The 26,615-nt window shown below is 74.9% G+C and carries 26 protein-coding genes; 20 read left to right on the plus strand and 6 right to left on the minus strand.

What is annotated here, in order from left to right; genetic code table 11:
• Positions 1–17: 17 nt before the first annotated feature.
• From ACFCLZ_RS22180 to htpX, 11 genes are all read left to right on the plus strand, one after another.
• Positions 18–434, plus strand: coding sequence for an NADH-quinone oxidoreductase subunit A (locus ACFCLZ_RS22180; RefSeq protein ID WP_380278562.1), 417 nt, complete (start codon positions 18–20; stop codon positions 432–434).
• Entirely contained in the window at positions 425–1,123 is a 699-nt protein-coding gene (locus tag ACFCLZ_RS22185) for an NADH-quinone oxidoreductase subunit B (RefSeq protein ID WP_380278564.1), read from the plus strand. The genes ACFCLZ_RS22180 and ACFCLZ_RS22185 overlap by 10 nt, the downstream gene beginning before the upstream one ends.
• Complete coding sequence (locus ACFCLZ_RS22190) at positions 1,120–2,196, plus strand: NADH-quinone oxidoreductase subunit C (protein WP_380278566.1); 1,077 nt, start codon at positions 1,120–1,122, stop codon at positions 2,194–2,196. The genes ACFCLZ_RS22185 and ACFCLZ_RS22190 overlap by 4 nt, the downstream gene beginning before the upstream one ends.
• Complete coding sequence (nuoH, locus tag ACFCLZ_RS22195; RefSeq protein WP_380278568.1) at positions 2,193–3,152, plus strand: NADH-quinone oxidoreductase subunit NuoH; 960 nt, start codon at positions 2,193–2,195, stop codon at positions 3,150–3,152. Before ACFCLZ_RS22190 ends, nuoH begins: the two co-directional genes overlap by 4 nt.
• The gene (locus ACFCLZ_RS22200) at positions 3,149–3,718 is read left to right on the plus strand and encodes a NuoI/complex I 23 kDa subunit family protein (RefSeq protein ID WP_380278570.1); all 570 of its coding nucleotides are present in this window, start codon (positions 3,149–3,151) and stop codon (positions 3,716–3,718) included. The genes nuoH and ACFCLZ_RS22200 overlap by 4 nt, the downstream gene beginning before the upstream one ends.
• Complete coding sequence (locus ACFCLZ_RS22205) at positions 3,715–4,428, plus strand: NADH-quinone oxidoreductase subunit J (RefSeq protein WP_380278572.1); 714 nt, start codon at positions 3,715–3,717, stop codon at positions 4,426–4,428. The genes ACFCLZ_RS22200 and ACFCLZ_RS22205 overlap by 4 nt, the downstream gene beginning before the upstream one ends.
• Positions 4,428–4,805, plus strand: a complete 378-nt coding sequence (gene nuoK / locus ACFCLZ_RS22210) for an NADH-quinone oxidoreductase subunit NuoK (RefSeq protein WP_380278574.1) — start codon at positions 4,428–4,430, stop codon at positions 4,803–4,805. Before ACFCLZ_RS22205 ends, nuoK begins: the two co-directional genes overlap by 1 nt.
• Positions 4,802–6,823: an NADH-quinone oxidoreductase subunit L gene (locus tag ACFCLZ_RS22215; protein WP_380278576.1), complete on the plus strand. Its 2,022-nt coding sequence runs from the start codon at positions 4,802–4,804 to the stop codon at positions 6,821–6,823. Before nuoK ends, ACFCLZ_RS22215 begins: the two co-directional genes overlap by 4 nt.
• A 218-nt stretch (positions 6,824–7,041) precedes the next feature.
• Positions 7,042–8,598 carry a NuoM family protein gene (locus ACFCLZ_RS22220; protein WP_380278578.1) on the plus strand — a complete coding sequence of 519 codons (1,557 nt, stop codon included), beginning with the start codon at positions 7,042–7,044 and terminating at the stop codon, positions 8,596–8,598.
• A gap of 47 nt (positions 8,599–8,645) precedes the next feature.
• Positions 8,646–10,211, plus strand: coding sequence for an NADH-quinone oxidoreductase subunit N (locus tag ACFCLZ_RS22225; protein ID WP_380278580.1), 1,566 nt, complete (start codon positions 8,646–8,648; stop codon positions 10,209–10,211).
• A gap of 161 nt (positions 10,212–10,372) precedes the next feature.
• Positions 10,373–11,236 (plus strand): zinc metalloprotease HtpX, encoded by an 864-nt coding sequence (gene htpX / locus ACFCLZ_RS22230; RefSeq protein WP_380278581.1) that lies wholly within the window; start codon positions 10,373–10,375, stop codon positions 11,234–11,236.
• Between the two features lie 18 nt (positions 11,237–11,254).
• Here the strand turns inward: htpX and ACFCLZ_RS22235 are convergent, their stop codons facing one another.
• Positions 11,255–12,709, minus strand: coding sequence for a PLP-dependent aminotransferase family protein (locus ACFCLZ_RS22235; protein ID WP_380278583.1), 1,455 nt, complete (start codon positions 12,707–12,709; stop codon positions 11,255–11,257).
• Between ACFCLZ_RS22235 and ACFCLZ_RS22240 the strand changes: the two genes are divergently transcribed.
• The gene (locus ACFCLZ_RS22240; RefSeq protein WP_380278584.1) at positions 12,708–13,643 is read left to right on the plus strand and encodes a DMT family transporter; all 936 of its coding nucleotides are present in this window, start codon (positions 12,708–12,710) and stop codon (positions 13,641–13,643) included. The two genes, ACFCLZ_RS22235 and ACFCLZ_RS22240, sit on opposite strands and share 2 nt — an antisense overlap.
• Positions 13,644–13,699: 56 nt before the next feature.
• On the opposite strand, the gene ACFCLZ_RS22245 is transcribed toward ACFCLZ_RS22240, so the two are convergent.
• A complete protein-coding gene (locus ACFCLZ_RS22245; RefSeq protein WP_380278586.1) occupies positions 13,700–14,176 on the minus strand; it encodes a hypothetical protein in 477 nt (158 codons plus the stop codon).
• A gap of 307 nt (positions 14,177–14,483) precedes the next feature.
• Between ACFCLZ_RS22245 and ctaD the strand changes: the two genes are divergently transcribed.
• The 5 genes from ctaD (at position 14,484) to ACFCLZ_RS22270 (ending at position 18,681) form a co-directional block, all read left to right on the plus strand.
• The gene (gene ctaD, locus ACFCLZ_RS22250) at positions 14,484–16,145 is read left to right on the plus strand and encodes a cytochrome c oxidase subunit I (RefSeq protein WP_380286242.1); all 1,662 of its coding nucleotides are present in this window, start codon (positions 14,484–14,486) and stop codon (positions 16,143–16,145) included.
• 36 nt (positions 16,146–16,181) lie between these two features.
• Entirely contained in the window at positions 16,182–16,622 is a 441-nt protein-coding gene (locus ACFCLZ_RS22255; protein ID WP_380278588.1) for a BlaI/MecI/CopY family transcriptional regulator, read from the plus strand.
• A gap of 10 nt (positions 16,623–16,632) precedes the next feature.
• Positions 16,633–17,583: a M48 family metalloprotease gene (locus tag ACFCLZ_RS22260; RefSeq protein ID WP_380278590.1), complete on the plus strand. Its 951-nt coding sequence runs from the start codon at positions 16,633–16,635 to the stop codon at positions 17,581–17,583.
• A gap of 147 nt (positions 17,584–17,730) precedes the next feature.
• Positions 17,731–18,009: a hypothetical protein gene (locus tag ACFCLZ_RS22265; protein ID WP_380278592.1), complete on the plus strand. Its 279-nt coding sequence runs from the start codon at positions 17,731–17,733 to the stop codon at positions 18,007–18,009.
• A 270-nt stretch (positions 18,010–18,279) separates the two neighbouring features.
• Entirely contained in the window at positions 18,280–18,681 is a 402-nt protein-coding gene (locus ACFCLZ_RS22270) for a YccF domain-containing protein (protein WP_380278594.1), read from the plus strand.
• A 163-nt stretch (positions 18,682–18,844) separates the two neighbouring features.
• Here ACFCLZ_RS22270 and ACFCLZ_RS22275 read toward each other — a convergent pair whose 3' ends face one another.
• Positions 18,845–19,861, minus strand: coding sequence for an NADP-dependent oxidoreductase (locus tag ACFCLZ_RS22275; RefSeq protein WP_380278596.1), 1,017 nt, complete (start codon positions 19,859–19,861; stop codon positions 18,845–18,847).
• A gap of 132 nt (positions 19,862–19,993) precedes the next feature.
• Here ACFCLZ_RS22275 and ACFCLZ_RS22280 point away from each other — a divergent pair, with 132 nt between their 5' ends.
• Positions 19,994–20,908: a LysR family transcriptional regulator gene (locus ACFCLZ_RS22280; protein ID WP_380278598.1), complete on the plus strand. Its 915-nt coding sequence runs from the start codon at positions 19,994–19,996 to the stop codon at positions 20,906–20,908.
• Positions 20,909–20,937: 29 nt separating this feature from the next.
• Here the strand turns inward: ACFCLZ_RS22280 and ACFCLZ_RS22285 are convergent, their stop codons facing one another.
• Positions 20,938–22,848 carry an FtsX-like permease family protein gene (locus ACFCLZ_RS22285; RefSeq protein WP_380278600.1) on the minus strand — a complete coding sequence of 637 codons (1,911 nt, stop codon included), beginning with the start codon at positions 22,846–22,848 and terminating at the stop codon, positions 20,938–20,940.
• A gap of 131 nt (positions 22,849–22,979) precedes the next feature.
• Here ACFCLZ_RS22285 and ACFCLZ_RS22290 point away from each other — a divergent pair, with 131 nt between their 5' ends.
• A complete protein-coding gene (locus ACFCLZ_RS22290) occupies positions 22,980–24,269 on the plus strand; it encodes a sensor histidine kinase (RefSeq protein ID WP_380278602.1) in 1,290 nt (429 codons plus the stop codon).
• Positions 24,260–24,907, plus strand: coding sequence for a response regulator (locus ACFCLZ_RS22295; RefSeq protein WP_380278604.1), 648 nt, complete (start codon positions 24,260–24,262; stop codon positions 24,905–24,907). The genes ACFCLZ_RS22290 and ACFCLZ_RS22295 overlap by 10 nt, the downstream gene beginning before the upstream one ends.
• Here the strand turns inward: ACFCLZ_RS22295 and mug are convergent.
• Both mug and ACFCLZ_RS22305 read right to left on the minus strand, forming a co-directional pair.
• Complete coding sequence (mug, locus tag ACFCLZ_RS22300) at positions 24,904–25,470, minus strand: G/U mismatch-specific DNA glycosylase (protein ID WP_380278606.1); 567 nt, start codon at positions 25,468–25,470, stop codon at positions 24,904–24,906. The two genes, ACFCLZ_RS22295 and mug, sit on opposite strands and share 4 nt — an antisense overlap.
• Positions 25,467–26,576 carry a phosphatase PAP2 family protein gene (locus tag ACFCLZ_RS22305; RefSeq protein ID WP_380278608.1) on the minus strand — a complete coding sequence of 370 codons (1,110 nt, stop codon included), beginning with the start codon at positions 26,574–26,576 and terminating at the stop codon, positions 25,467–25,469. The genes mug and ACFCLZ_RS22305 overlap by 4 nt, the downstream gene beginning before the upstream one ends.
• Positions 26,577–26,615 lie beyond the last annotated feature (39 nt).

The raw sequence follows: 26,615 nt of genomic DNA on the forward strand, positions 1-26,615 counted from the left end.
GATGTGGAGGCGAGGGCATGGTGGGGCAGCAGGCGGCTTCGGTCGCGGCCGACCCGGCGGCCGGCAGCGGCTACTTCGACGCGTACGCGGCGGTCGGCCTGCTCGCCGTCGTCGGCGTGCTCTTCGTGGCGGTGGCGTTCACCGCGAACCGCCTGCTGCGGCCGGTGGTGTACTCGCCGGAGAAGCTCCTCGCCTACGAGTGCGGCGTGGACCCGGTGGGGGAGGACTGGGCGCACACCCAGGTCCGCTACTACGTCTACGCCTTCCTGTACGTGATCTTCGCGGTCGACGCGATCTACCTGTTCCCGTGGGCGACCGTCTTCGCCTCCGCCGGGTACGGGGCCGGAACGCTGGTCGAGATGTTCGTCTTCATCGGCTTCCTCGCGGTCGGACTGCTCTACGCCTGGAAGAAGGGCGTTCTGGAATGGACGTGACGCACACCCACTCGCACGGGCACGGCGCCTTTGGCGGCCCGGTTCCACTGGGCGTGCCGGACCCGTCGAGCCCCGGTGCCGCCGTCGAGCGGCGCGGCATCGGCCCGCTGGCCCGGCTGGCGCCGGACCCGGTGAAGGTCGTCCTCAACTGGGGGCGGCGCTACAGCCTGTGGTGCTTCAACTTCGGCCTGGCCTGCTGCGCGATCGAGTTCATCGCGGCCTCGATGGCCAAGCACGACTTCATCCGGATGGGCGTCATCCCGTTCGCGCCGGGCCCCCGACAGGCCGATCTGATGATCGTCTCGGGGACGGTGACCGACAAGATGGCGCCCGCCGTCAAGCGCCTCTACGAGCAGATGCCCGAGCCGAAGTACGTCATCTCCTTCGGCGCCTGCTCCAACTCCGGCGGGCCCTACTGGGACTCCTACTCCGTGACCAAGGGCGTCGACCAGATCATCCCGGTCGACGTCTACGTGCCCGGGTGCCCGCCGCGCCCGGAGGCGCTGCTCCAGGGCATCCTCAAGCTCCAGGAGAAGATCGCCGCCGAGTCGCTGCCCGGCCGCTACACCGCGCCCGCGGCGGCGCTGCGGCGTCCGCCGGTGCCCGGGCCCGGTGCCGAGGGCGCCGCCGGTGCCACCGGTGCTGCCGGTGCCGCCGGTTCCGGTTCCGTCGAGGGAGGGGCCTCGTGACCACGGCCGAGCAGTACGCGGCGTCGGTCGGGGAGTGGGCGACCGGCGCCGAGGCGTACGGGCTGATCACCGTCGACGTGCCGGCGGAGCACTGGACCGAGGCGCTCACCGCCGCCCGGGACACCCTGGGCCTCACCTTCTTCGACTGGCTCAGCGCCGTCGACGAGCTCGCCGAGGGCTTCTCGGTGGTCGCCCACCTCGCCGCCGTCGACGCCCCGGGCGTGCGCCACCTGGCGCTGCGCACCCGGGTGCCGCGCGACGCGGCCGCGCTGCCGACCGCCGTCCCCGTGTACGCCGGGGCCGCCTGGCACGAGCGCGAGACGCACGAGATGTTCGGCATCGACTTCACCGGGCACCCCCACCTGATCACCCTGCTGCTGCCGGACGGCTTCGAGGGCCACCCGCTGCGCAAGGAGTTCGTGCTCGCGGCCCGGGTCGCCAAGGCCTGGCCGGGTGCCAAGGAGCCGGGCGAGTCCGACCACGGCGACGGGCCGGCGCGGCGCAAGATGCAGCCGGCCGGGGTGCCGGACCCGAACGAGTGGGGGCCGCTCAAGGGCACCCTGCCGCCGGTCGCCGAGCGGCCGGCGCGCGGGGCCCGGGCGGCCGGGGCCGCCGGTGCGGCCCGCACGCCGCGTGCGGCGGGTGCGGCGGGTGCGGCCGGTGCCGCCGGTGCCGAGGGCGCCGCCGCGGTGCGGGCCGACCGGCCGCGGCGGACCAGGTCGGTCTCCGCGGGGTCGGCGAGCCAGGCGGACGCCGCTGCGGCGGAGGGTGCTCCGGCCGAGGGCGCTGCGGCGGAGGGGACGCCCGCGGTGCGGGCCGACCGGCCGCGGCGGACGCGTTCGGTCTCCGAGGGATCGGTGAGCCAGGCGCCCGACGAGGCCGCCGCGGCGCCCGCCCGGACGCAGTCCTCCGACGCGCCGTGGCACAACCCGGTGCCGGCCCACGACGAGCCCGGGAAGCCGGCCGCCGGGGAACCCGCCGCCGAGGAAGCCCCCGCCGAGGAGCCCCCCGCCGAGGAGAAGACGAGCAAGCCGCCGGCCGAGTCGGCCGGCCAGGACGGAGACGGCGCGTGAACCTGTTCGACACGGTGCTGCGCTGCGTCGCCACGCTGGTCGTCTTCCTCACCCTCCCCCTGGTCATCGGCCAGACCGAGCACAAGGTGATGGCGCACATGCAGGGCCGCCTCGGCCCGATGTACGCCGGCGGTTTCCACGGCTGGGCGCAGCTGATCGCGGACGGCGTGAAGTTCGTCCAGAAGGAGGACATCGTCCCGTCCGGCGCGGACCGGCGGATCTTCCAGCTGGCACCCGCCGTCTCGCTGCTGCCGTACCTGCTGGTGCTGCTGGCGATCCCGGTCGGACCGGGCGGCTTCGTCGGGCAGGCGGTGGACGCCGGCCTGTTCTTCGTGCTGGCCGTCATGGGCGTCGGCGTGATCGGCAAGCTGATGGCCGGCTGGGCCTCGGCCAACAAGTTCTCGCTGCTCGGCGGTCTGCGGACGGCCGCGCAGCTGATGTCCTACGAGCTGCCGATGGTGCTCGCCGCCGCCTCCGTGGCGATGGCCGCCGGAACGCTCTCGCTGCCCGGGATCATGGACGCCTGGCAGTGGTACTGGATCCCGTGGCAGCTGATCGGCGGGTTCGTGTTCTTCACGGCCGGCCTGGCCGAGCTGCAGCGCCCGCCGTTCGACATGCCGATCGCCGACTCCGAGATCATCTTCGGCGCGTACACCGAGTACACCGGTCTGCGCTTCGCGCTGTTCCTGCTCTCCGAGTACGCGGGCATCCTGGTGGTCTCCGCGCTGACCGCGGTGCTGTTCCTCGGCGGCTGGCACGGCCCGCTGCCGGACCAGCTCGGCTGGCTGTGGACCCTGCTGAAGACCTTCGCGCTGGCCTTCGTGGTGATCTGGCTGCGGGTCACCTACCCCCGGCTGCGCGAGGACCAGCTGATGCGCTTCGCGTGGACGGTGCTGATCCCGCTCGCCCTCGTCCAGCTGGCCCTCACCGGCATCATCAAGGTGGCGATCTCATGAGTTTCCCCGGTGCGGGCCTGGCCAAGGGCCTGGCCGTCACCCTGCGGACGATGACGAAGAAGAGCATCACCGCGCAGTACCCCGACGTGCAGCCGGTCCTCCCGCCGCGGTCGCGCGGCGTGATCGCGCTGCTGGAGGAGAACTGCACGGTCTGCATGCTCTGCGCCCGTGAGTGCCCGGACTGGTGCATCTACATCGACTCCCACAAGGAGACGCTGCCGGCCGCCGACCCGAACGCGCGCGCCCGCACCCGCAACGTGCTGGACCGCTTCGCCATCGACTTCTCGCTCTGCATGTACTGCGGGATCTGCATCGAGGTGTGCCCGTTCGACGCGCTGTTCTGGTCGCCCGAGTTCGAGTACGCGGAGACCGACATCCTGGAGCTGACCCACGAGCGGGACCGGCTGCGGGAGTGGATGTGGACGGTGCCGGTGCCGCCGGCGCTGGACCCGGCGGCCGAGGAGCCCAAGGAGGTCGCCACCGCGCGCAAGGCCGCCGACAAGCTGGCCGCCGCGGCCAAGGCGGCGCAGGAAGCGGAGCCGGCGCAGGACGGTGGTGACGCGTGAGGGGCACCGCCACCCTGCTCGCCGCGACCGGGTCGCTGGACCCGGCCGCGCGCTCGTTCCTCTCCCCGACCGGGGTGGAGATCGTCTTCCTGCTGGTCGGCATCGCCGTGCTCGGCTCGGCCCTGGTCGCCGTCACCACCCGGCAGCTGGTGCACGCCGCGCTCTGGCTGGTGGTCGCGCTCGGCGGTCTGGCGGTGGAGTTCCTGCTGCTCACCGCCGAGTTCATCGCCTGGGTGCAGGTGCTGATCTACCTCGGCTCGGTGGTCGTGCTGGTGCTGTTCGGGCTGATGCTCACCAAGGCGCCGATCGGGCGCTCGCCGGACGCCGACTCCAAGAACCGCTGGGTCGCCCTGGTGGTCGCGCTGGCCACGGCCGGAACGCTGGTGACGCTGGTCGTGGACGCCTTCCGGACGTCCTGGATCGACCTCGGCGCGGGCGGCGGCTCGGCGGCGGTGATCGGCGCGAGCCTGTTCCGGACCTGGGTGCTGCCCTTCGAGGCGCTCTCGGTGCTGCTGCTGGCCGCGCTGGTCGGCGCGATCGTGCTGTCGCGCGGCAACGGCCGGCGGGTGCCGGCGCCCCGGGCCGGGCGGATCCGGGCCGGGCGGCCGGTGGGCTCCAACAGCCCGGTCGCCCGGACCGCGCCCAAGGCCGGGCCGGTGGCCGGGCCCGAGGCCTCGCCCGCGCCGACCACCACCGAGCAGGAGGGCTGATGCACCTCGCCTACCCCGTCGTCCTCGCCGCGCTGCTGTTCGGCGTCGGCGTCTACGGCGTGCTCGCCCGGCGCAACGTCATCCTGGTGCTGATGTCCGTCGAGCTGATGCTCAACGCCGTCAACCTCAACCTCGTCGCCTTCGACGCCTGGCTGCGCGACTCGCTGCACGCCGGGCAGGCGCTGACCCTGTTCACCATCACCGTCGCCGCCGCCGAGATCGGCCTCGGGCTCGCCATCGTCCTGCTGCTGTTCCGGGCCCGGGGCACCGCGGACGTCGACCGGGCCACCGCGCTCGGCGATCCGGCCGAGTCCACCGCCGATCCCGAGGAGGCGCCGGCCGGAGCCGAGGCGCTGAAGGGCCGGGCCACCGCATGAACCTCGCCCTGCCCGCCCTCGTTCCCGCGCTGCCCGCGCTCGGCGCGGCGGCCACCCTGGCCGCCGGCCGGCGCGCACCCGGCCTCGCCCGGCCGCTGGCGATCGTGCCGGTGGCCGTCTCGGCGGTGCTCGCGCTGGTCGTCGCGCTCCAGCTCGGCACCGGCCGGACGCTGGACGCCGCCACCCGGCTCACCCCGACCGGCGGCCCGGACATCGCGCTCGCGATCCACCTGGACGGCTTCACCTCGCTGATCTCGGTGCTGGTCGGCCTGGTCGCCACCTGCGTGCAGGTGTACTCGACCGCGTACCTCAAGGACGATCCGCGCTACCCCTCGTACGCGGCGCTGGTCTCGCTGTTCACGGCGGCGATGTTCCTGGTCGTCTACTCCGGCGACCTGGTCGTGCTGCTGGTCGGCTGGGAGGTCATGGGCATCTGCTCGTACTTCCTGATCGGCCACCACTGGGAGACCGAGGACGCCCGCTCCGCCTCGCTCAAGGCCTTCCTGGTCACCAAGCTCGGCGACGTGCCGTTCCTGTTCGGCGTCTTCCTGCTCGGCGCCGACGCCGGGAGCTTCCGGATCGAGGACGTGCTGCGGGCCGCCACCGAGGGGCGGCTCGGCCATCCGACGCTGGTCGCGCTGCTGCTGCTGGCCGGGGTGGCCGGCAAGAGCGCGCAGTTCCCGCTGCACACCTGGCTCCCGGACGCGATGGCCGGCCCGACGCCGGTCTCCGCGCTGATCCACGCCGCCACCATGGTCGCGGCTGGCATCTACCTGGTGGCCCGGCTGCTGCCGGTCTTCCTGCTCTCCGGCGCGGCGCTGGTCGTGCTGGCGGTGATGGCCGCCGTGACGATGATCGGCTCGGCGCTCTGTGCGCTCGCCCAGGACGACCTCAAGCGGGTCCTGGCCTACTCGACCGTCGGCCAGCTCGGCTACATGGCCGGCGCGCTGGCCAGCGGCGACCGTGAGGCGTCGGTCTTCCACCTGGTCAGCCACGGCGCGTTCAAGGCGCTGCTGTTCCTCGCGGCCGGTGTGGTGATCCACGCCGCGCACACCAACTCGATCTCCGCGATGTCCCGGATCCCCGGGCTGCGCAAGCGCGTCCCGGACGCCTACTGGACGATGGGCATCGCGCTGGTCGCCCTGGTCGGCCTGCCGCCGTTCGCCGGCTTCTTCAGCAAGGAGGCGGTGCTGACCGCCGCCGAGCACGCCGCCAACGGCGAGGCGCTGACCAACGGCGTCGGCCCCGCCTCGGCGGTGCCGCAGGCGGCCGGCTGGATCGTGCTGATCTCGGCCGGACTCACCGCGCTGCTCACGGCGGCGTACGCGGCCCGGCTGTTCCTGGTCGCCTTCCACAGCCCGGCGGGCGCGGCCGCGGCGGCGCCCGTGGTGCTGACCGCCGACGACCGGGGCACGGTCGTCGCCGACCACGAGGCCGGCGCGCCGTACTCGCCCGAGCCCGACGAGGCCGACCCGGCCGTCGCCGAGCCGCCCGCGATGCGCTGGCCGCTGTGGGTGCTGGCCGTGCCGACCATGGGCTTCGGCGTCACCGGCCTGCGCTCGGACTGGCTGCCCGCGCTGCTGGACGGCGGCTCGCTGCGGCCCTCCGCGGTCACCGCCGTCATCGGCACCGGCCTCGCCGTGGTCGGCGCGCTGCTGGCCTACGGGGCCTGGCGCTCCGCCACCGCCCGGGTGCCCGGGCAGGCCGAGGCCCCGGCCGCCGAGGTGGCCGTCGCCGACCCCGGACGCGCCCTGCTCGGCCCGCTGTTCGGCCCGGCCCGGCACGGCTTCGGCGTCGACCGGCTCTACGGCGCGCTGTTCGTCCGCCCGGTCGAGGCCGCCGCCGGGCTCGTCCGCTTCCTCGACCGCGAGGTCGTGGAGACGTACGTGCGCGGCGCCGGCGCCGGGGCGGGCCTGCTCGGCCGCGCCGTGCGGCTCGCCCAGACCGGCAACGCGCAGACCTACCTCAGCGCGCTGCTCGCCGGCGTCGTCCTGCTGGCCGTCCTGGTGGCGGTGTAGCCGATGCCGTACCTCCCCTCCCCGTCCGCTGTCGTGGTTGTTGTCAGGGCGTGTCTTGTGGCTCAGCCCGGGGCCGCAGTGTCAGGGCACGCACCTCGCCGCGTTGTCGTCGGTCGCCGATGCTCCGCATGGACTCCCTCCTCCGCCTTGCGATGCACGCACCCTGACGCCGCGGCCTCATCCGACCTGAGCCACAAGACACGCCCTAGGAGCCCCCGATGAACGCGGTCCTCATCGCCCTCCTGGTGCTGCCGCTGCTCGGCGCCGCGCTCACCCTGGCCCCGGTGTTCGGCGCCGACCCGGCCGCCGCCGACCGCCGCGCGCTGCGCTTCAGCACCGTGGTGACCGGCGCCGTCCTGGTGCTCACCGTCGTCCTGGCCGCCGGCTTCGACCACGACGAGCCCGCCCGGATGCAGGCCACCACCGATGTGTCCTGGATCCCGGCCATCGGCGTGCGCCTCCACCTCGGCGTGGACGGCATCTCGCTGCCGCTGATCGTCCTGACCTCGCTGCTCACCTTCCTCTGCGCGCTGTACTCCGAGCGGCGGCTGCCGTCCGGCGCAGGAGTGCCTTCGGCCCGGGCCTTCGTCGGGCTGTTCCTCCTCCTCGAAGTCGGCATGCTCGCCACCTTCGCGGTGCTGGACCTCCTGCTCTTCTTCCTGGCCTTCGAGATCGTGCTGATCCCGATGTACTTCCTGATCGCCCGCTGGGGCAGCGGGGCGAAGGTGCCGGCCGCCAACCGGTTCATCCTGTACACGCTGCTCGGCTCGGCCGTGATGCTGCTCGGCTTCCTGCTGATCGGCGGCAAGGCGGGCACCTTCGACATGCAGGCCCTCGCCGCCGCCCACGGCTCCGGCCTGAGCCACTCCACCCAGGTGATCGCCGCGCTGGCGATCATGGTCGGGCTCGCGGTCAAGGCCCCCGCCTGGCCGCTGCACAGCTGGCTCCCCGACGCGCACACGGCGGCCCCGACCGTCGGCTCCGTGCTGCTCGCCGGCGTGCTGCTGAAGATGGGCACCTACGGCCTGGTCCGCGTCCTCCTCCCGGTCGTCCCCGACGGCACCACGACGCTCGCCCCCTACCTGGGCGCGTTCGCCGCCGTCGGCATCGTCTACGGCTCACTGGCCTGCCTCGCGCTCTCGCGCCGTGGCGCCAAGGGCGACCTCAAGCGCCTGATCGCCTTCTCCTCCGTCGGCCACATGGGCTTCGTCCTGCTGGGCATCGCCTCCCTCACCCCGGTCGGCGTCAACGGCGCGCTGTTCGCCAACATCGCGCACGGCCTGATCACCGGCCTGCTGTTCTTCGTCGTCGGAGCGCTCAAGGACCGCTACGGCACGGCGGACCTCGACACCCTCTCCGGCGCCACCGGCGCCGCCCTCTACGGACGGGCACCCCGGCTCGGCGCGCTGCTCGCCTTCGCCGCCGTCGCCAGCCTCGGCCTGCCCGGCCTGGCCGGCTTCTGGGGCGAGCTGCTCGCGATGTTCGGCGCGTTCGACCCGGCCGACGGCCTCTCGCGCCCCGCGTTCGTCACCTACATGGTCCTGGCCGGCCTCGGCACCCTCCTCACCGCCGCGTACCTGCTGATCGTGGTCAAGCGCGTCTGCATGGGCGACCCGAAGCAGCCCGCCCCGGTGCCCGAGCTCGCCGACCTGCGCCCGTACGAGGCCGTCAGCTGGACGCCGCTGGCCGCCCTCACCCTGCTCGCCGGTCTCTGGCCCGCGTTGCTGCTCGGCCTCTCCGACCCCGCCGTCAAACACCTCCTCGGGGGTGGCTGATCATGCTCGGCACCGCACTCGGACCTCACTCCACGGGGCAGACCACTGTGACCTCCCTCGCCGTCGCCAACCCGGGCAGCCTGATCCAGTCCGTGGACTGGGTGGCGATCGCGCCCCCGCTGATCGCCGCCGTGGCCGCCCTCGCCGTGCTGGTCACCGACCTCTTCCTGCCCGCGCGGCACAAGAAGTGGCTGGGCCGGCTCACCGCGGCCGGACTCGCCCTCGCGCTCATCTCGCTCCTCCCGCTCACCGGTGGATCACCCCGGGCCACCTTCTGTGCGCAGAACGTAACAGGACCCACTGACACTCCCTTGCTCAGCGGCGCTGCCGCGGCGGGCTGCTCGTACGTCGCCGACCACTTCGCCCTGGTCTTCCAGTTGCTCGCGCTCGGCGGCGCGCTGATCGCCGCGCTGCTGTCCGCCCACACCGTCGAGGACGAGAAGCTGCCCGGCGGCGAGTACTGGTTCCTGCTGCTCTCCAGCGCCACCGGCGCCGCCCTGCTGCCCGCCTCCCGCGACCTCGCCACCCTGGTGATCGCCCTGGAGGTGGCCTCGCTGCCCGCCTTCGCCCTGGTCGCGCTGCGCCGGGACGGCCGGGGCGCCGAGGCCGCGCTGAAGTTCTTCCTCTCCTCCGTCACCGCGACCGCCGTGATGCTGCTCGGCATCGGCTTCGTCTACGCGGCGAGCGGCAGCCTGCACCTGGGCGCCGTCGCCACCGGCCTGGAGCACGCGCCCGCGCAGCTGAAGCCGCTGGCCGAGGCGGGCGCCGTGCTCACCCTGGTCGGCTTCGCCTTCAAGGTCGCCGCCGTCCCGTTCCACTTCTGGGTGCCGGACACCTACACCGGCGCCCCGCTGCCGGTGGCCGGCTACCTCTCGGTGGTCGGCAAGGCGGCCGGCCTGGCCGGCCTGGCGCTGGCCACCACGATCGCCTTCCGCCCCTACGCGCACACCTGGGGCCTGGCCCTCGCGGTGCTGGCCGCCGCCACCATGACGGTCGGCAACGTGGGCGCGCTGCGCCAGCGCTTCGACACCCGCCACAGCGCGGTCCGGCTGCTCGCCTGGTCCTCGGTGGGCCAGGCCGGCTACCTGCTGGTACCGCTGGCCGCGGCCGGCTACGCGCCCACCGCGACCGACCCGCTGGGCGCCACCGCCGCGTACGCGCTGATCTACGGTGTGGTGAACCTCGGCGCCTTCGGCGTGGTGGCGGCGGTCGGCCGCAAGGCCGGGACCAGCGTGGACGACTTCCGCGGCCTGTTCGCGCGGAGCCGCTGGACGGCGCTGGCGCTGGCGTTCTTCCTGCTCTGCCTGGCCGGGCTGCCGCCGGGCGTGATCGGCCTGTTCGGCAAGGTGGTGGTGTTCCGCGCCGCCGTCGACGCCGGGCTGGGCTGGCTGGCCGTGGTGATGGCCGTCAATGTGGTCGTCGCCCTGTACTACTACCTGCTCTGGGCCGCCCGGCTGTTCGCCCCGGCGGAGGAGGCCGCCGCGGCCCCCGCCCCCGAGCGGCGCCTGCCGGTGTCGCTGACCGCCACCCTGGGGCTCACCGCCTCGGCCGCGGTGGTGCTCTCGGTGGCCCCGCAGCTGGTCCTCCAGGTGGTCGGCGGCTCGCTGTTCTGAGCCTCCTCCCGGTGTGTGCCGAGGTGGCGGGCGGTGCGGCCGGGGCACCCGGCCGGGTGTCGCGCTGGTCACAAGGGAACAAGGCCCCGGGCCCCGCCCGTTGACCGGGCAGGAGGGACGAGGCAGAAAGGGCTTCCCCACGCACCATTGGAGGGCCACCCGTGCACCGCCGGCACAACGGACTGAGGACCGCCGCCCTGCTCGGCGGCCTCTCGGCGCTGATCCTGGTGATCGGCAGCTTCTTCGGCCGCACGGGCTTCGTGATCGCCCTGCTGGTCGCCCTCGGCACCAACGCCTACGCCTACTGGAACAGCGACAAGCTCGCGCTGCGCGCCATGCGCGCCCGGCCGGTGAGCGAGATCGAGGCCCCGCGGCTGTACCGGATCGTCCGGGAGCTCTCCACCGCGGCCCGCCAGCCGATGCCCCGGCTCTACATCTCGCCGACCCCGGCCCCGAACGCCTTCGCCACCGGCCGCAACCCGCGCAACGCGGCGGTCTGCTGCACCGACGGCATCCTGCAGCTGCTCGACGAGCGCGAGCTGCGCGGCGTCCTCGGCCACGAGCTGAGCCACGTCTACAACCGGGACATCCTGATCTCCTCGGTCGCCGGGGCGCTGGCCTCGGTGGTGATGTTCCTGGTCAACTTCGCCTGGCTGATCCCGTTCGGCCGCAGCGACGACGACGACGGCCCGGGCCTGTTCGGGATGCTCGCGATCATGATCCTCGGCCCGGTCGCGGCCTCGCTGATCCAGCTGGCCGTCAGCCGCTCCCGCGAGTACCAGGCCGACGCCGACGGCGCCCGGATCACCGGCGACCCGCTCGCCCTGGCGAGCGCGCTGCGCAAGCTGGACGCCGGCACCCGGCAGCTGCCGCTGCCGCCGGAGCCGCAGATCCAGACCGCCAGCCACATGATGATCGCCAGCCCGTTCCGGCCGGGCGAGGCCGGCGCGAAGCTCTTCTCCACCCACCCGCCGATGGCCGAGCGGATCGCCAGGCTGGAGCGGATGGCCGGCCACCGGCGGTAGCGCCCGCGCGGCCCGCCGTCAGCCCGTGACCTCCTCGAAGGCCTGCCGCAGGCGGTGGACGCCCTCCGCCACCTGGGCGGAGCTCTCGGCGGCCGCGTAGCTCAGCCGCAGGTGCGGGGCCGGCGGCTCGGCCGCGTGGTACGGGCGGCCCGGGGTCACCTGCACGCGTGCCCGCAGGGCGGCCTCGGTGAGGGCGCCGTCGTCGACGCCGTCCGGGAGCCGCAGCCACAGGTGGTAGCCGCCGGGCCGGTAGGTGGTGAGCAGGCCCGGCAGCTCGCGGTGCAGGGCGGCGACGGCGGCGGTGCGGCGGCCCAGCAGCTCGGCGCCGAGCGCGCGCAGGTGGCGGGCCCAGCCGGGGTCGGCGACCAGCTCCAGCGTCGCCTCCTGCAACGGCCGGGGCACGAAGAAGCTGTCCACCACCTGGGCCGCCCGCAGCCGGGCGAGCGCAGGCCCCCGCGCGGTGAGCGCGCCGACCCGCAGGTTGGGCGAGGCGGCCTTGGTCAGTGAGCGCAGGTGCACCACCACCCCGTCGCGGTCGTCGGCGGCGAGCGGGCGCGGCAGCGCGGGGGCGTCCGCGTGGACCAGCAGCCGGGAGAAGTCGTCCTCGACGACGAACGCGCCCGCCGTCCGGGCGATCCGCAGCACCTCGGCCCGGCGCTCGGGGGAGAGCACCGCGCCGGTCGGGTTCTGGAACAGCGGCTGGCAGACGAACACCCGCGCCCGGGTGGCCGCGAAGGCGTCCGCCAGCAGGTCGGTGCGCACCCCGTCGGCGTCGACCGGCACCGGGACGGGCCGCAGCCCGGCCGCCCGGACGACCGCGAGGATCCCCGGGTACGTCGGCGACTCCACCAGGACCGGCGCGCCGGGCGCGGCGAGCGAGCGCATGGCCACGGTGAGCCCGCCCTGCCCGCCGGAGGTGATCAGGACGTCCCCGGTGGCGATCGGCCCGCCCTGGCCGCCGATGTCGCGGGCGAACCAGCCGCGCAGCTCGGTGAGGCCGTCGGTGGGCGGGCGCTCCCAGGCGCCCGGCCGCCGTCCGGCCCGGCCCAGGGCGGCGGCGAGCAGGCGCTCGGGCAGCAGCGAGGCGTGCGGGTAGCCGCTGTTGAGGTCGACGACGTCGGGCGGCGGTACGCGCAGGGTGGCGAACAGCGGGGCGGCCGGCAGGTCGCGCGGGCCGGTGTCGGCGCTGAGCGCGATCTCCTGCCAGGAGAGGTCGCCCGGGCGGGCGGCGGTGGGTGCGCCGGTGCCCGGGCCGCCCGCGAAGGCCGCCGCCCGGAACACCCCGGCGCCCGGCCGGGAGACCACCAGGCCCTCGGCGGCCAGCACGGCGATGGCGCGGGAGACCGTCCCCGGGCTGACCTGGTGGCGCTCGATCAGGGCCCGGCTCGACGGCAGCTTCCGCCCCTCCGGGTAGCGCTCCACCTCCCGGCGCAGCCTGTCGGCGAGTTCGACCACACTGCTACGCTCGTTCATGAGAGCACAAGATAGCGCTACCCCCTCCCCGGCGGTAGCGGCACGACCCGCTACGGCGCCCGCCCCGTCGGGGGCCCCGGGCACCGTACTGGCCGCCCTGGGCGTCCTCTCCTTCTCCTTCAGCTTCCCCGCGACCGCCTGGGCGCTGACCGGCTTCGGCCCCTGGACGGCCACCGGTCTGCGCGGCCTGCTGGCCGGTGTGCTCGCCGCGCTCTGCCTCGCGGCCGCCCGTGTCCCGCTGCCCGAGCGCCGCCACTGGCCCGGTCTGCTGGTGGTCTCGGCCGGCTGCGTGCTCGGCTTCCCGCTGCTCACCACGCTGGCCCTGCGCACCTCGTCGACCGCGCACTCGGCGGTGGTCATCGGCCTGCTGCCGCCGGCCACCGCCGCCGTCGCCGCGGTGCGCTCGCGCCGGGAGGGGCGCCGTCCGTCGGGGCTGTTCTGGGGCGCGGCGCTGGCCGGGGCGGTCGCGGTGCTCGGGTTCACCCTGGTGCAGAGCCACGGGCGGCCCGGCGTCGCCGACCTCTGCCTGTTCGCGGCGCTGCTGGTCTGCGCGGCCGGGTACGCGGAGGGCGGGCGGATCTCCCGGGAGCTGCCCGGCTGGCAGGTGATCGGCTGGGCGGTGGTCGCCGCGCTGCCGGTCACCGCGCTGACCACGGCGCTCGCGCTGCCCGCCGAGCCGGTGCACCCCGGGGCGAAGGCGGTGGTCGGACTGCTCTACACGGCGGCCGTCTCGCAGTTCGGCGGGTTCGTGGTCTGGTACCGGGGGATGGCGCTGATCGGGGTCCCGAGGGCGAGCCAGCTGCAGCTGGCCCAGCCGCTGATCACGCTCGTCTGGTCGGCGCTGCTGCTCGGCGAGGAGCTGCCGGCCGCCGCGCCCGTGACGGCGGTGGTGGTGCTGTTCAGCATCGCGCTCACCCAGCGGGCCCGGGCCTGACGCCGCGCCGCCCGGTCCCGCCGGGTGGGCACGGGACCGGGCGGCGTCGGCCGGGATCAGTGACCGGCCTCCGCGGGCCGGTGGACGCAGAGGGCCCAGATGATGAAGACGTCCAGCGCGATCACCACGATCGACCAGCCCGGGTAGTACGGCATCGACAGGAAGGCATCGATGGCGCTCACCGCGGTGAGGACGATACCGGCGTACCGGGCCCAGGGGGCGCCCTTGAGGAGGAAGGCGCCGACCAGCGCGACCAGCGCGCCGACGACGATGTGGATCCAGCCCCAGCCGGTGAGGTCGAAGCGGAAGACGTAGCGGTTGGTGGTCAGGAAGACCTCGTCCTCGTGGACCGCCATGATGCCCCGCAGCACCTCCATGATGCCGTTGATCAGCATCAGGACACCCGCGAACACCACGAAGCCGGGCGCCCACTCGCGGAACCCGTGGTGCGAGGCGGGTGGTGGCGGCCGGCCGGTGCCGGAGCGCCAGGGCGGGGGCTCGTCGGGCGGAGGGGTCGACGACGTGCTGCTCATGGATTCCTCCAGGGCCGGGCGCCCGGGGCCGGGCAGGTGTTCCCGGACAGCTGTTGGGGAGTGGCGGTGGGGGGTGACGTACGGACTTCGACCATGACTTCGACCGTCCGGCCCCGGCCGGTGCCCGGCAACCGGGCCGCACCTGTTCGGGTGACCCGCCCCCGGCGCCGCCCGCGCGCCCCCGCCCGGCGCGGCCGGCCGGCCGGTACTGGTGGTCCGACCCCTGTCCCGGACCCGGAAGGCGCAGCGCGTGACCCTCCTGCCGCAGGACACCGCGGAGCAGCAGCCCCCGCACCCGCCGCGCACGATCCGGCCGGAACGCCGCCGCGCTGCCCGCCGCCGGCGCGGCCGGGCCCTGGTCGGCTGGCTCACCACCACCGACCACAAGCGGATCGGCACCCTCTACATCACCACCTCCTTCCTGTTCTTCCTGTTCGGAGGGCTGATGGCGATGCTGATGCGGATCGAGCTGGCCCGCCCGGGGCTGCAACTGCTCTCGCCCGAGCAGTTCAACCAGCTCTTCACCCTGCACGGCACGATCATGCTGCTGATGTTCGCGACCCCGCTGTTCGCCGGGTTCGCCAACTGGATCATGCCGCTCCAGCTGGGCGCGCCCGACGTCGCCTTCCCCCGGCTGAACGCGCTCGCCTACTGGCTGTACCTGTTCGGCTCGCTGATCGTCGTCTACGGCTTCCTCACCCCGGACGGCGCGGCCGACTTCGGCTGGTTCGCCTACGCGCCGCTGAACGGCCTGGACCACTCCCCGGGCATCGGCGCCGACCTGTGGATCATGGGCCTGGCCCTGTCCGGCTTCGGCACCATCCTCGGCTCGGTCAACTTCATCACCACGATCGTCTGCTTCCGCGCGCCCGGGATGACGCTCTTCCGGATGCCGATCTTCGTCTGGAACATCCTGCTGACCGCCGTCCTGGTGCTCTTCGCCTTCCCGGTGCTGGCGGCCGCGCTGCTCTGCCTGGAGTCCGACCGGCGGTTCGGCTCGCACGTCTTCGACGCGGCCAACGGCGGGGCGCTGCTCTGGCAGCACCTGTTCTGGTTCTTCGGGCACCCGGAGGTCTACATCATCGCGCTGCCGTTCTTCGGCATCATCACCGAGATCATCCCGGTGTTCAGCCGCAAGCCGATCTTCGGCTACACCGGGCTGATCGGGGCGACCGTCACCATCACCGGCCTGTCGATCACCGTCTGGGCGCACCACATGTTCGTCACCGGGCAGGTGCTGCTGCCGTTCTTCTCGATCATGACGATGATGATCGCGGTGCCCACCGGGGTGAAGTTCTTCAACTGGATCGGCACCATGTGGCGGGGCTCGCTCAGCTTCGAGACGCCGATGCTGTGGGCCGTCGGCTTCCTGGTCACCTTCCTGTTCGGCGGCCTCACCGGGGTGCTGCTGGCCGCGCCGCCGATCGACTTCCACGTCTCCGACTCGTACTTCGTCGTCGCGCACTTCCACTACGTGGTGTTCGGCACGGTGGTCTTCGCGATGTTCGCCGGCTTCCACTTCTGGTGGCCCAAGTTCACCGGCCGGATGCTCGACGAGCGGCTCGGCCGGATCCACTTCTGGACCCTCTTCGTCGGCTTCCACGCCACCTTCCTGGTCCAGCACTGGCTCGGCGCCGAGGGCATGCCCCGCCGCTACGCCGACTACCTGGCCTCCGACGGCTTCACCACGCTCAACACCGTCTCCAGCATCGGCTCGTTCCTGCTCGGGATCTCCACCCTGCCGTTCCTCTACAACGTCTGGCGCACCGCCCGGTACGGGGAGCGGGTCACCGTCGACGACCCGTGGGGCTACGGCCGCTCGCTGGAGTGGGCCACCTCCTGCCCACCGCCCCGGCACAACTTCGTCACGCTGCCCCGGGTCCGCTCCGAGTCGCCCGCCTTCGACCTCCACCACCCCGAGATCGCCGAGGCCGACCGGCGGCAGAACGCCCGCGCGCCACAACCCTGATTCCCGGTCCTTTACCTTCTCGTTAGGATGACCGGCATGGCAGAGGACACCGCAGAGGGCGCAGAGGACACCAGCACCCCGGTGGCCGGCGACCCGCGGGCCCGGCGGCGCGGCCAGGGCGAGCTGGAGGCGCAGGTGCTGGCGGTGCTCCAGCGGGCACCCGGCCCCGTCACCGCGGGCTGGGTCCAGGAGCGCCTCGACGGCGACCTCGCCTACACCACCGTGATGACCATCCTCTCCCGGCTGCACGCCAAGGACGCCGTCACCCGCACCCGCTCCGGCCGCTCCTACCTCTGGCAGGCCTCCTCGGACGCGGCCGGCCTCGCGGCCCTGCGGATGCGCCGCGTCCTCGACGGCGAACCCGACCGGGACGCCGTGCTCGCCAGCTTCGTCACCGCCCTGCTCCCGCACGACGAGGAGCTGCTGCGCACCCTGCTCGACAGCGCCTGCGCCCCGGCCCCCGACCGCGAAGGCTGACCTCCTCGCCGTGGGCGTCTTCGTCTTCCTCCCCCTCGTCCTGCCGCTGACGGCGCTGCCCATCGCCCGCCTCACCGAGCAGCACCTCCACCCGCGCGGCGCCGCCCGGCTGCTCACCGCGATCAGCATCGTGATGGCCCTGTGCAGTGCGGTCTGCCTCGCGCTGATCGGCGTCGTCGGCACCGCGCAGATCCCCGGCAACCCGCTGCCCGACAGCTGGTCCGACCCCGAGGTCCGGGCCGCCCTGCCGTACCACGAGACCGTCGGCACGGCCGCGCTGCTCGCGCTCGCCGCCGTGCTGTTCGCGGTCGGCCGCACGCTCGCCCGCCACCTGCGGATCCGTGCCCGCGCCCGGCGCGCCCTCGGCCGCGCGCTGCCCGGCCCGCCCGACGTCGCCCTGCTGCCCGACCCGGCCCCGTACGCCTACGCGCTCCCCGGCTCGCCGCGCTCGCCCGGCCGGGTCGTCGTCTCCACCGGCATGCTGGCCGGCCTCGCCGAGGACGAACGCGCCGCCCTGCTGGCCCACGAACGCGCCCACCTGGCCCACCGGCACCACCGCCACCTGCTGGCCACCCAGCTGGCCGGCTGCGTCAACCCGTTCCTGCGCCCGCTGGAGCGCGCCGTCGCCTACAGCGCGGAGCGCTGGGCCGACGAGGAGTCCGCGCAGGCCGTCGGCGACCGCCGGGTCACCGCCCGCGCCGTCGCCCGCGCCGCCCTCGCCTCGCACCGCCCGCCCGCCGCCTACGCGGCCTTCCCCGCTTTCGCCGCCCCGGGCCCCGTCCCCCGCCGCGTCGCCGCCCTCCTCGGCCCCGTCCCCACCACCCGCAACTGGCCCCCCGCCCACACCCCCGCCGGCCTCGCCGCCCTCGTCGCCGCCCTCGGCACCGCCGCCTCCGCGCTCTCCGCCCTCAACGCCGCGGTCGCCCTCCTCCTCGTCCTCAAGGCCGTCACCCCGCTGTAGGGGCACCGCGCCGCCCGGTACGGAGGGTGAGGTGACGCCGGATCACGAACGGCCTCCACCGGTAGCGCTTCGTGCGCGAGCGTGTGCGAATGGTCATGGCCGGCTTTCCTGCCGGGATGAGAATCGATGCCTCGAAAGGCTTCTTCCATGCGCACCATGCACCGCTTCCTCGCCGTCTCCGCCGTCGTCCTCCCGCTCGCCGTCTGTGGCGCCACCTCCGCCTTCGCCGACGCCGAGGGTGAGCCCGTCCCCGTCGCCCACTTCGACAAGGGCGCCTTCACGGCCGGCCCTGAGGGAAGCGCCCTGCACATCGTCGAGGCGAAGTTCGGCCCCGACGGCGCCAGCTTCTTCGAGGGCACCCTGGCCGTCAGTGAGCACGGCGTGTCCGGCTCCTTCGTCGACACCGGCATCGGCATCGAAGGCTGACCGGTTCCGCCCCGCTCCGCGTCGTCCGGGCCTCCCCGGGCGGCGCGGAGCCGCATGTCCGGGCGCCCGCCTCCCCGTTCGCGAGGGTGGCACCGGGCCCGCAGGAGGCGCGGCTCGCCATCACGGCCGAGTGGTGGGACCGGTCTCCTCCGTGAGGAGGGGAAGGACCCGGAGCGGTCCCTGAGGTGTGGCCTCCGAACGCGTAGACACGCAGATCAGCGGGCATCCGGGTCGTAGGGGGCAGTCGTCGCGCGTGAGAGGGTGCCAGGCATGAAGGTGATCGGGTTCGTACTGAACGTGCTCTGGCTGGTCTTCTGCGGGTTCTGGATGGCGATCGGCTATGTGGTCGCCGGCATCATCTGCTGCGTTCTGATCATCACCATCCCCTTCGGCATCGCGTCGTTCCGGCTGGCGGGGTTCGTGATCTGGCCGTTCGGGCGGACGGCCGTCGAGCGGCCGGATGCCGGGGCGCCGTCGTGCGTCGGGAACGTGATCTGGCTGGTCTTCGCCGGGTGGTGGCTGGCGCTGATGCACCTGATCACCAGCATTCCGCTGTTCCTGTCGATCATCGGGATTCCGTTCGGGTGGGCGAACCTCAAGCTGATCCCGGTGTCGCTGATGCCGCTGGGGCGGGAGATCGTGTCGACGGACGAGCCGTGGGGCGGGCGGTAGGAGAAGGCGTAGAAGGGCCGGCGGGCGTTCCCGCCGGCCCTTCCGTGTTTCAGGCGGTCGCGAGGGTGGTCACCGCCGTGCTGGCGGCGGTGAGCGAGGTGGCGGCGAGGTCGCGGCAGGGGGCGAGGGCGGGGATGTCGGCGGCGGAGCTGAGGCTGCTGGACTAGCGCGGCTCGTCGGCGAGCTGGACGATCATCTTGCCGGTGTTGGCGCCGCGCAGCATGCCGAGGAAGGCGTCCACGACGTGCTCGAAGCCCCGGACGACCGTCTCGTCCGAGGTGACGGCGCCGGAGCGCAGCTGCGGGACGAGGAAGTCGTACAGCTCGGGGCGGGCGTCCAGGTGGTCGCGGACCAGGAAGCCCTCCAGCCGCAGGCTCTTGCCGACGACGTCGAACAGGTTGCGCGGCGCGGGCGGCGGTGCCTGGAGGTGGTTGTACTGGGCGACCGCGCCGCACCAGGCGATCCGGCCGTGGTCGCGCAGCGCGCCGATGGCGGCCTCCAGGTGGTCGCCGCCGACGTTGTCGAGGTAGACGTGCAGGCCCTCGGGGGCGGCCTCGCGCAGGCGGTCGGCGAGCGGGGCGTCGTGGTGGTCGAAGGCGGCGTCGAAGCCGAGGTGCCCGGTGAGGTGGGCGACCTTGGCGGCGGACCCGGCGCTGCCGACGATCCGGCCTGCGCCGAGCAGGCGGGCGATCCGGCCGGCCGCGGTGCCGACGCCGCCCGCGGCCGCCGAGATGAAGATCGTCTCGTCGGGCCGGAGCCGGGCGATCCTGGTCAGACCGACCCAGGCGGAGAGCCCGGTGCCGCCGAGGATGCCGAGGTGGGCGCTGAGCGGGACGCCCGCGAAGTCCGGCAGGACGGTGGTCTCGTCGGGGGTGACCACGGAGAGGGTGCGCCAGGCCCGGCGGTGGTGGACGAGGGTGCCGACGGGCAGGGCGGGTGTGCGGGACTCGACGATCCGGCCCAGAGTGCGGCCCTCCAACGGGGCGTGCAGCTGCCAGCCGCCGGTCTCGTCCATCTCCTCGCGCATGTACGGGTCGACGGACTGGTGGATGTTCTCGACCAGCGCCTCGTCGGCGGCGAGCGGCGGGACGGTCTCGTCGAGGAAGGCGAAGTTGCCGGCGGTCGGCTCGCCGTCGGGGCGGGAGACGAGGTGGACGACGCGGGCGGTGGGGCGGGACACGAGGACTCCTGGCGGATGTCGGCGGGCGGTGATGATCACGGTAGGGAGCGGAGCCGGGGCCGGGCAGGGGCCGGCGTCGATGGGTGGGGACGTTCCATGAGCGGGATCGATGGATCCGGTAGCGTCATCCGTATGACCGATCTCGCCCCGCACGAGCTGCGGGTCCTGGTCGCCGTGGCGGAGGAGCGGGGGTTCACGGCCGCCGCCGCGCGCCTGGACAGCAGCCAGTCCGCCGTCTCGCACGCCGTGCGCGCCTGCGAACGGAAGCTCGGCGCGGTGCTGTTCGAGCGCGGGCGCCACGGCGCGCGCCCCACCGAGGCGGGCGAGCGGGCCGTCGCGTACGCCCGGCGGGTCCTGCGGCTGCTGGCGGCGATGGGCCCGGAGGTCCGGGCGGCCGGAGCGGGGGACGCGGCCGGGGAGGTCACCGGTGTGCTGCGGATCGCCGCCTTCCGCAGCGTCGCCGCCCATCTGCTGCCGCCCGTCCTGGCCCGGCTGACCGCCCGCCACCCGGGGCTCACCCCGCAGGTGCGGATCGTCCGCGAGCTCGGCCGGGGCACCGCCGGCGAGGTCGCGGACGGCCGCGCCGACCTGGGCCTCGCCACCCTCGACCCGGCCGCGCCGCCGTCCGTCCCCGGACTGGTCGCCGCCCGGCTGTTCGAGGAGACGTACGCGCTCGCGCACCCGGCCGGCCACCCGGCGCCGCGCGGGCTGCCGCTGGTCGACTGGGACGAGAACTGCGGCTCGTACACCCGCGACTGGTGGGACCGGCAGGACTGGATCCCGCCGTCGACCATCGACGTCGAGGACGACACGGTGGCCGCCTCCCTGGTGTCCCAGGGCCTGGGGATGGCGATCATGCCCCGGACCGCCCTGCTCGGCGCGCCCGCCGGGCTGGAGGTCACCGACCTCGGGCCGCACCCGCCGAGCCGCTGCGTCGGGTACGTGACGACACCGGAGCTGGCGGGGACGGCGGCCGTCCGGGCGCTGATCCGCGAGCTGCGGGAGCTGCGCGGGCGGGGGCTGCCGGAGGGCCTGACGGCGGTCTGAAGCGGCCCCGGCCCCGGCGCGGCCCGGCCTCAGCGCGCGGCCGCGGTGACCGGCCGGGAGCGCAGCGCCCAGGCGGCGGCCGGGGCGGCGCAGACGGCGGCGAGCACCAGCGCGCCGACGCTCACCGCGGCGACCGGGCGCCAGGGGAGGACGAGCGGCGCGGGCACCCGGAGCACGGCCAGCGCGGCGTACAGGGAACCGAGCTGGACGGCCGCGACCAGGCAGCCGAGCACCGCGCCGACCGCCGCCACCAGCACCGATTCGGCGGTCACCAGGCGCACCACCTGACCGCGGGTCGCCCCGGCCAGACGGAGCAGCGCGAGTTCGCGCCGACGGTCGGCGGTGGCCATGAGCAGGGTGTTGGCGAGCGCGATGCCCGCGTAGACGAGGGCCAGGCCGAGCACGAGGGCGATCCGCAGCCACACGGTCCGGGTCGGCGCCCCGGTGGCGAGCCACTCCTCGCGGGTCAGCACGGTGGCGCCGTACGGCAGGGCGGCGGCGCGGACGTCCGCCGCGCGGGCGGCGGGCCCGAGGCGGACCTCGACGCGGTCGACCCGGGCCCCCGGGGCGTTGGCGGCGGTCACGTACAGGCCGTTGTCGCCGAGCCCGTCGCGCAGCACGGCGGCCACCCGCAGGGTCGTCCGGCTGCCGTCGGCGCGCACCACCGGGACCTGCCCGCCGACCGCCGGGTGCCCCCACTCGGCGGGCAGCACGAGGGAGCGGTCGTCGAGCGCGGCCGTCGAGCCGGCCAGCAGGGGCAGCCGGGCGAGGGCGGCGAGACCCGCCGGGTCGGCGGCCATCCGGGCCCCGGCGCGGACCGTTACGCCGTCCGGCTCGACGAGGGCGAGCGCGGTCGGCGCGGTGGGGGAGAGGGCGGCCACGCCCGGGACGGCGCGCAGCGCGGCGAGCAGCGGGCCCTCGTCGTGTCCGGGGGCGGGGACGACGACCAGGTCGGCGGCGGTGCGGGCGCGTGCCTCGGCGGAACGGGCGGCGCCCATCGTCGCCGGTGCGCCAGCCAGGGAACCCGTCAGCGCGACCGAGACCAGCACGGGGGCGGCCACCGCGCCCGTGCGGCGCAGCGCGGCGGCGGCGTTGGCGGGCACCAGGCGGCCCGCGTACCCGGTGAGCCGGACGGGGAAGGCGCGGCCGAGGAGGCGGACGAGCGGCGGGGCGAGCAGCGGGGAGAGCAGGCCGGCGGCGGAGGTCAGCCACATCGGCTGGGTGGTGTACGTCTTGCGGTGCAGCAGGTCGGCGGGGTCGGTGGCGAGCGCGGCGCCGGCCAGGACGGCGGCGGTGAGCAGCAGGCCGAGGCCGGTGAGGAGGCGGCCCGCGGTCAGCACCCCGGTGTCGAGGTCGGCCGCGCGCAGGGCGTCCAGCGGTCCGACCCGCCCGGCCCGGTGGGCGGCCACGGCGACGCCGGCGAGGGCGACCAGCAGCCCGGTGCCGAACGCGACGGGCAGCGGCCAGCCGGCGGGGGCGAGGGCGAAGCCGGGCGGGGCCATGCCGACGTCGGACAGCCACCCGACGAGCGCGGGCGCGCCGAGCCGGCCGAGGAGGCAGCCGGTGGCGGAGGCGGCGGCGCCGAGCAGCAGCGCCTCGGCGAGCACGCTCCGGCGGACCTGCGCACGGGTGGCGCCGGCGAGGCGGAGCAGGCCGAGTTCGCGGCGGCGCTGGGCGACGGCGTAGGAGTAGGTGGAGGCGACGACGAACGCCGAGACGAACGCGCTCACCCCGCCCGCGGTGCCGAGCGCGGCGACCAGCGACACCAGTTCCTCCCCGCCGGGCACGCCCGCGGCGGAGGCGAGGCCGAGCAGCATGACGGTGGTCATCGCGACGCCGAGGGCGAGCGCGAGGAAGGCGCCGAGCAGCGGGACCTGGCGGGCCTTCAGGGACTTGAGCGCGATCCGCAGCATTCTCGTGCCGCCCGGCGAAGTTCTCATGCCGCCCAGCGAACCGCCGCCGCACGGGGCGGCGCAGCAGGCCGGGGGCCACTGCGGAAGGTAGGGCGGGCCCTACCGACGGGCCGCGGCCCGGGCCCTAGGGTGGGCGGGCGTACGGGGGGAGGGACGCGATGGACAACGGCTGGTGGGGCCCGGCGCTGCGGCCGGGGTTCCTGCGCTCGGCGGCGCCCTGGAGGGCGGCCGGGTACCTGCTGGCGACCGGGCTGACCGGGCTGCTGCTCTGCGCCGGACTGCTGGTGTCGGTGGCGGCCGGCGGGGCGCTGGCGGTCCTGCTGGTCGGGCTGCCGCTGCCGGTGGCGCTCGCCCTGGTCGGGCTGCCGGTCGCGGCCTGGGAACGGCGGCTGGCCCGGTTCCTGGACGGCGGACGGGTGCCGGACCCGCACCGCGTCCCCGACCGCCCCGGCCTCGCGGCCTGGCTGCGGCTGCGCTACCGCGAGCGGGCGACCTGGCGCGAGCTGGGCTTCACCGTGCTGGCCGGGTTCGTGCTCTGGCCGGTCGACCTGGCCGTGGCCGGCTGCGCCCTGGCCGTCCCCGGTTGCCTGCTGGCCGCCGTCCCGCTGCTCCTGCTGGACGGCGAGCAGGTCAACGTCCTCAAGCTCTGGCAGGTCCACTCGCTGGGGACGGCCGCCCTGTGCGGACTGGCCGGCCTCGTCCTGCTGCCGCTGCTCTGCTACCCGCTGGCGCTGGTGGCGGCCGCCCGGGCGGGGCTGGTCCGGCTGCTGCTGGGGCCCGGCCGGCAGGAGCGGCGGATCGGTGAACTGGTCAGCTCCCGGGCCCGGTTGGTGGACGCCTTCGAGGCGGAGCGGCGCCGGATCGAGCGCGATCTGCACGACGGCGCCCAACAGCGCCTGGTGGCCCTGCGGATGACGCTCGGCCTCGCCCGGCTGGACGCGCCGCCGCACGGCCCGCTGGCCGCCCGCCTCGCCGAGGCGCACCGCGAGGCGGGCGAGGTGCTGGCCGGGCTGCGGGAGTTGATCAACGGCATCCACCCCCAGGTGCTCACCGACCGGGGCCTGCCGGAGGCCTGCGCGGACGCCGCCGACCGCTCGCCGGTCCCGGCCACCACCCGCTTCGCGCTGCCCGGCCGCCTCCCGGCGCCGGTCGAGTCGGCCGGCTACTTCGCCGTCACCGAGGCCCTCGCCAACATCGCCAAGCACAGCGGCGCGCGCACGGCGAGCGTCCACGGCCGGTACGCGGACGGGCGGTTGACCATCGAGGTGACCGACGACGGCCGCGGCGGCGCCGACCCGGGGCGCGGCACCGGCCTGACCGGGCTGGCCGACCGGGTCGCGGTCGTGGACGGCACACTGACCGTCAGCAGTCCGCCCGGCGGACCGACCCTGGTGCGGGTGGAGATCCCCTGCACCCCGGCCGACGGAGGAGCGGGACGATGGGCCTGAGGATCGTGCTCGCCGAGGACGGCGTGCTGCTCCGCGAGGGGCTGGTCGGCCTGCTGGCCCGGTTCGGGCACCGGGTGGTGGCCGCCGTCGGTGACGCCGGGGCGCTGCGCACGGCGGTCGAGGGGCACGAGCCGGATCTCGTGGTCACCGACGTCCGGATGCCGCCCGGCCAGAGCGACGAGGGGCTGCGCGCGGCCGTCGCCCTGCGCGAGCGGCGACCCCGCCTGCCGGTCCTGGTGCTCAGCCAGTACGTGCAGCGCTCCTACGCGGCGGAGCTGCTGGACTCCGGGGACGGCTCCGGCGTCGGCTACCTGCTGAAGGACCGGATCGGCCAGATCGAGGAGTTCACGGCGGCGGTCGCCGAGGTGGCGGCCGGCGGGACGGTGGTCGACCCGGAGGTGGTCCGCCAGCTGCTGCGCCGCCGCCGGGACCCGCTGGAGCGGCTGACCCCGCGTGAGCGCGAGGTGCTGGCGCTGATGGCCGAGGGCCGGTCGAACGCGGCGATCTGCCGGGAGCTGGTGGTGTCCGAGGCGGCGGTGGGCAAGCACATCGGCAACATCCTGATGAAGCTGGACCTGCCCCCGGCGGAGGAGACGCACCGCCGGGTGCTGGCGGTGCTGGAGTTCCTGCGGTCCTAGGGCGCGACCGCCTCACGGAGCTCGGCGAACTCCGCCGCCAGCGCGTCCAGGGTGTAGTGGGCGTTGAGCCCGCTGGGGTTGGGCAGTACCCAGACCTCGGTGTCCCCGACGGCCTGCTCCTGCCGCCCGATCGACGCCGTCCGCCGGCCGAAGGCCGTGCGGTAGGCGCCGATGCCGAGCACCGCCAGCACCCGGGGACGCAGCCGCAGCACCCGTTCGGTGAGCGCGGCGCCGCCCGCGCGCAGCTCGTCGGCGGTCAGCTCGTCGGCCTTGGCGGTGGCGCGCGGGGCGACGTTGGTGATGCCGAGGCCGAGGTCGAGCAGCCCGCGCTGCTCGTCCGGGCGGAACTGGCGGGGCGTGAAGCCGGAGCGGTGCAGGGCGGGCCAGAACCGGTTGCCCGGGCGGGCGAAGTGGTGGCCGGTGGCCCCGGACCAGAGCCCGGGGTTGATGCCGCAGAACAGGACGCGCAGACCGGGGGCGGTGACGTCCTCGATCGTGGTGTCGCGGGCGGCGAGCAGCTGTTCGGCGGTCGGCCTCGACGGAGCGGGCGGCTTCTCGGTCACCGCTCCAGTGTGCCGGTGGACGCGGCCGCCCCCACGCCCGCCCCCGGCTCTGCCTCGACGCCCGCCGGCACATCCGCCCCCGCAGCCGCCGGCACGGCCGCCGCCGCCCGGCTCGCCGTCAGCGACCTGGCCCGGCGCCGCTCCCGCAGCCACCGCACGCCGTACACCGCCGCGGCCGCGTACGCCCAGCCGACGAAGACGTCCAGCAGGAAGTGCTCGGCCCCGTACACCAGGGCGAAGGTCATCGCCAGCGGGTAGGCGACCAGCAGCACCCGCACCCACCGCGCGGCCGTCGGCCAGAAGAAGAACAGCAGCATCGCCGGGTACGCCGAGTGCAGCGAGGGCATCGCGGCGACGTCGTTGGCGAACTGGCTGCCGTTCTCGAACACCGACGCGGCCCGCGGCAGCCCGCTCTCGGTGAGCACGTCCGAGACCACCCGGGTGAGGGCCGGCAGGTGCCCCTCCTGGGAGGACAGCCACGGCGGCACCGCCGGGTAGAGGATGTACGTCGCGAAGCCGGCGAAGGTCAGCACCAGGTAGCAGGTGAGCAGGTGCCGGAACCGGTCGTGGCGGCGGCGCCACAGCACCGCGAGGATCGTGAAGACCGCGAAGAAGTGCGACATGTAGACGGTGACCGAGGCGTAGTCCCACCACTGCGGCGAGCCGGGCGTGTAGAGCCCGTGCTGGAGCCGGACGGTGAGCGTCTCGCCGAAGCCGAGGATCTCGTCGAAGCGCTGCTGCGGCCACAGGTACGGGCCCCAGGGGGTGTGTGCGCCGTAGCCGCGCAGCAGCGAGTACGTCCAGACGACGGCCATCACCGGGACCCAGTCGCGCAGCACCAGCAGGAAGCCGCGCGCGCCGTGCCCGCTGTGCACACCGGCGGCCACCAGGGCGCCCATCAGCCACAGGAAGACCAGGTCATTGGTGTACGGCAGGCCGTAGGTGCGCAGGTACCACAGCAGGGCGGCGAGGTAGAGCGGCCACGCCAGCAGCCGGAGCCGGGCCAGGGCGCCGGTGCGCGCGCCGGTCGGGGAGCCGGTCGCCGGGCGCAGCCGCCCGGCGCTCGCGGGAGGGGTGGGCGGCGCCGGGCGGAGCATTCTGGTCATGCCGGTCGAAGCTAGCAAGGCATTCTTGGAGAACTCTCG

The sequence above is a fragment of the Kitasatospora purpeofusca genome, assembly GCF_042691725.1.
Classification (GTDB): Bacteria; Actinomycetota; Actinomycetes; order Streptomycetales; family Streptomycetaceae; genus Kitasatospora; species Kitasatospora purpeofusca_B.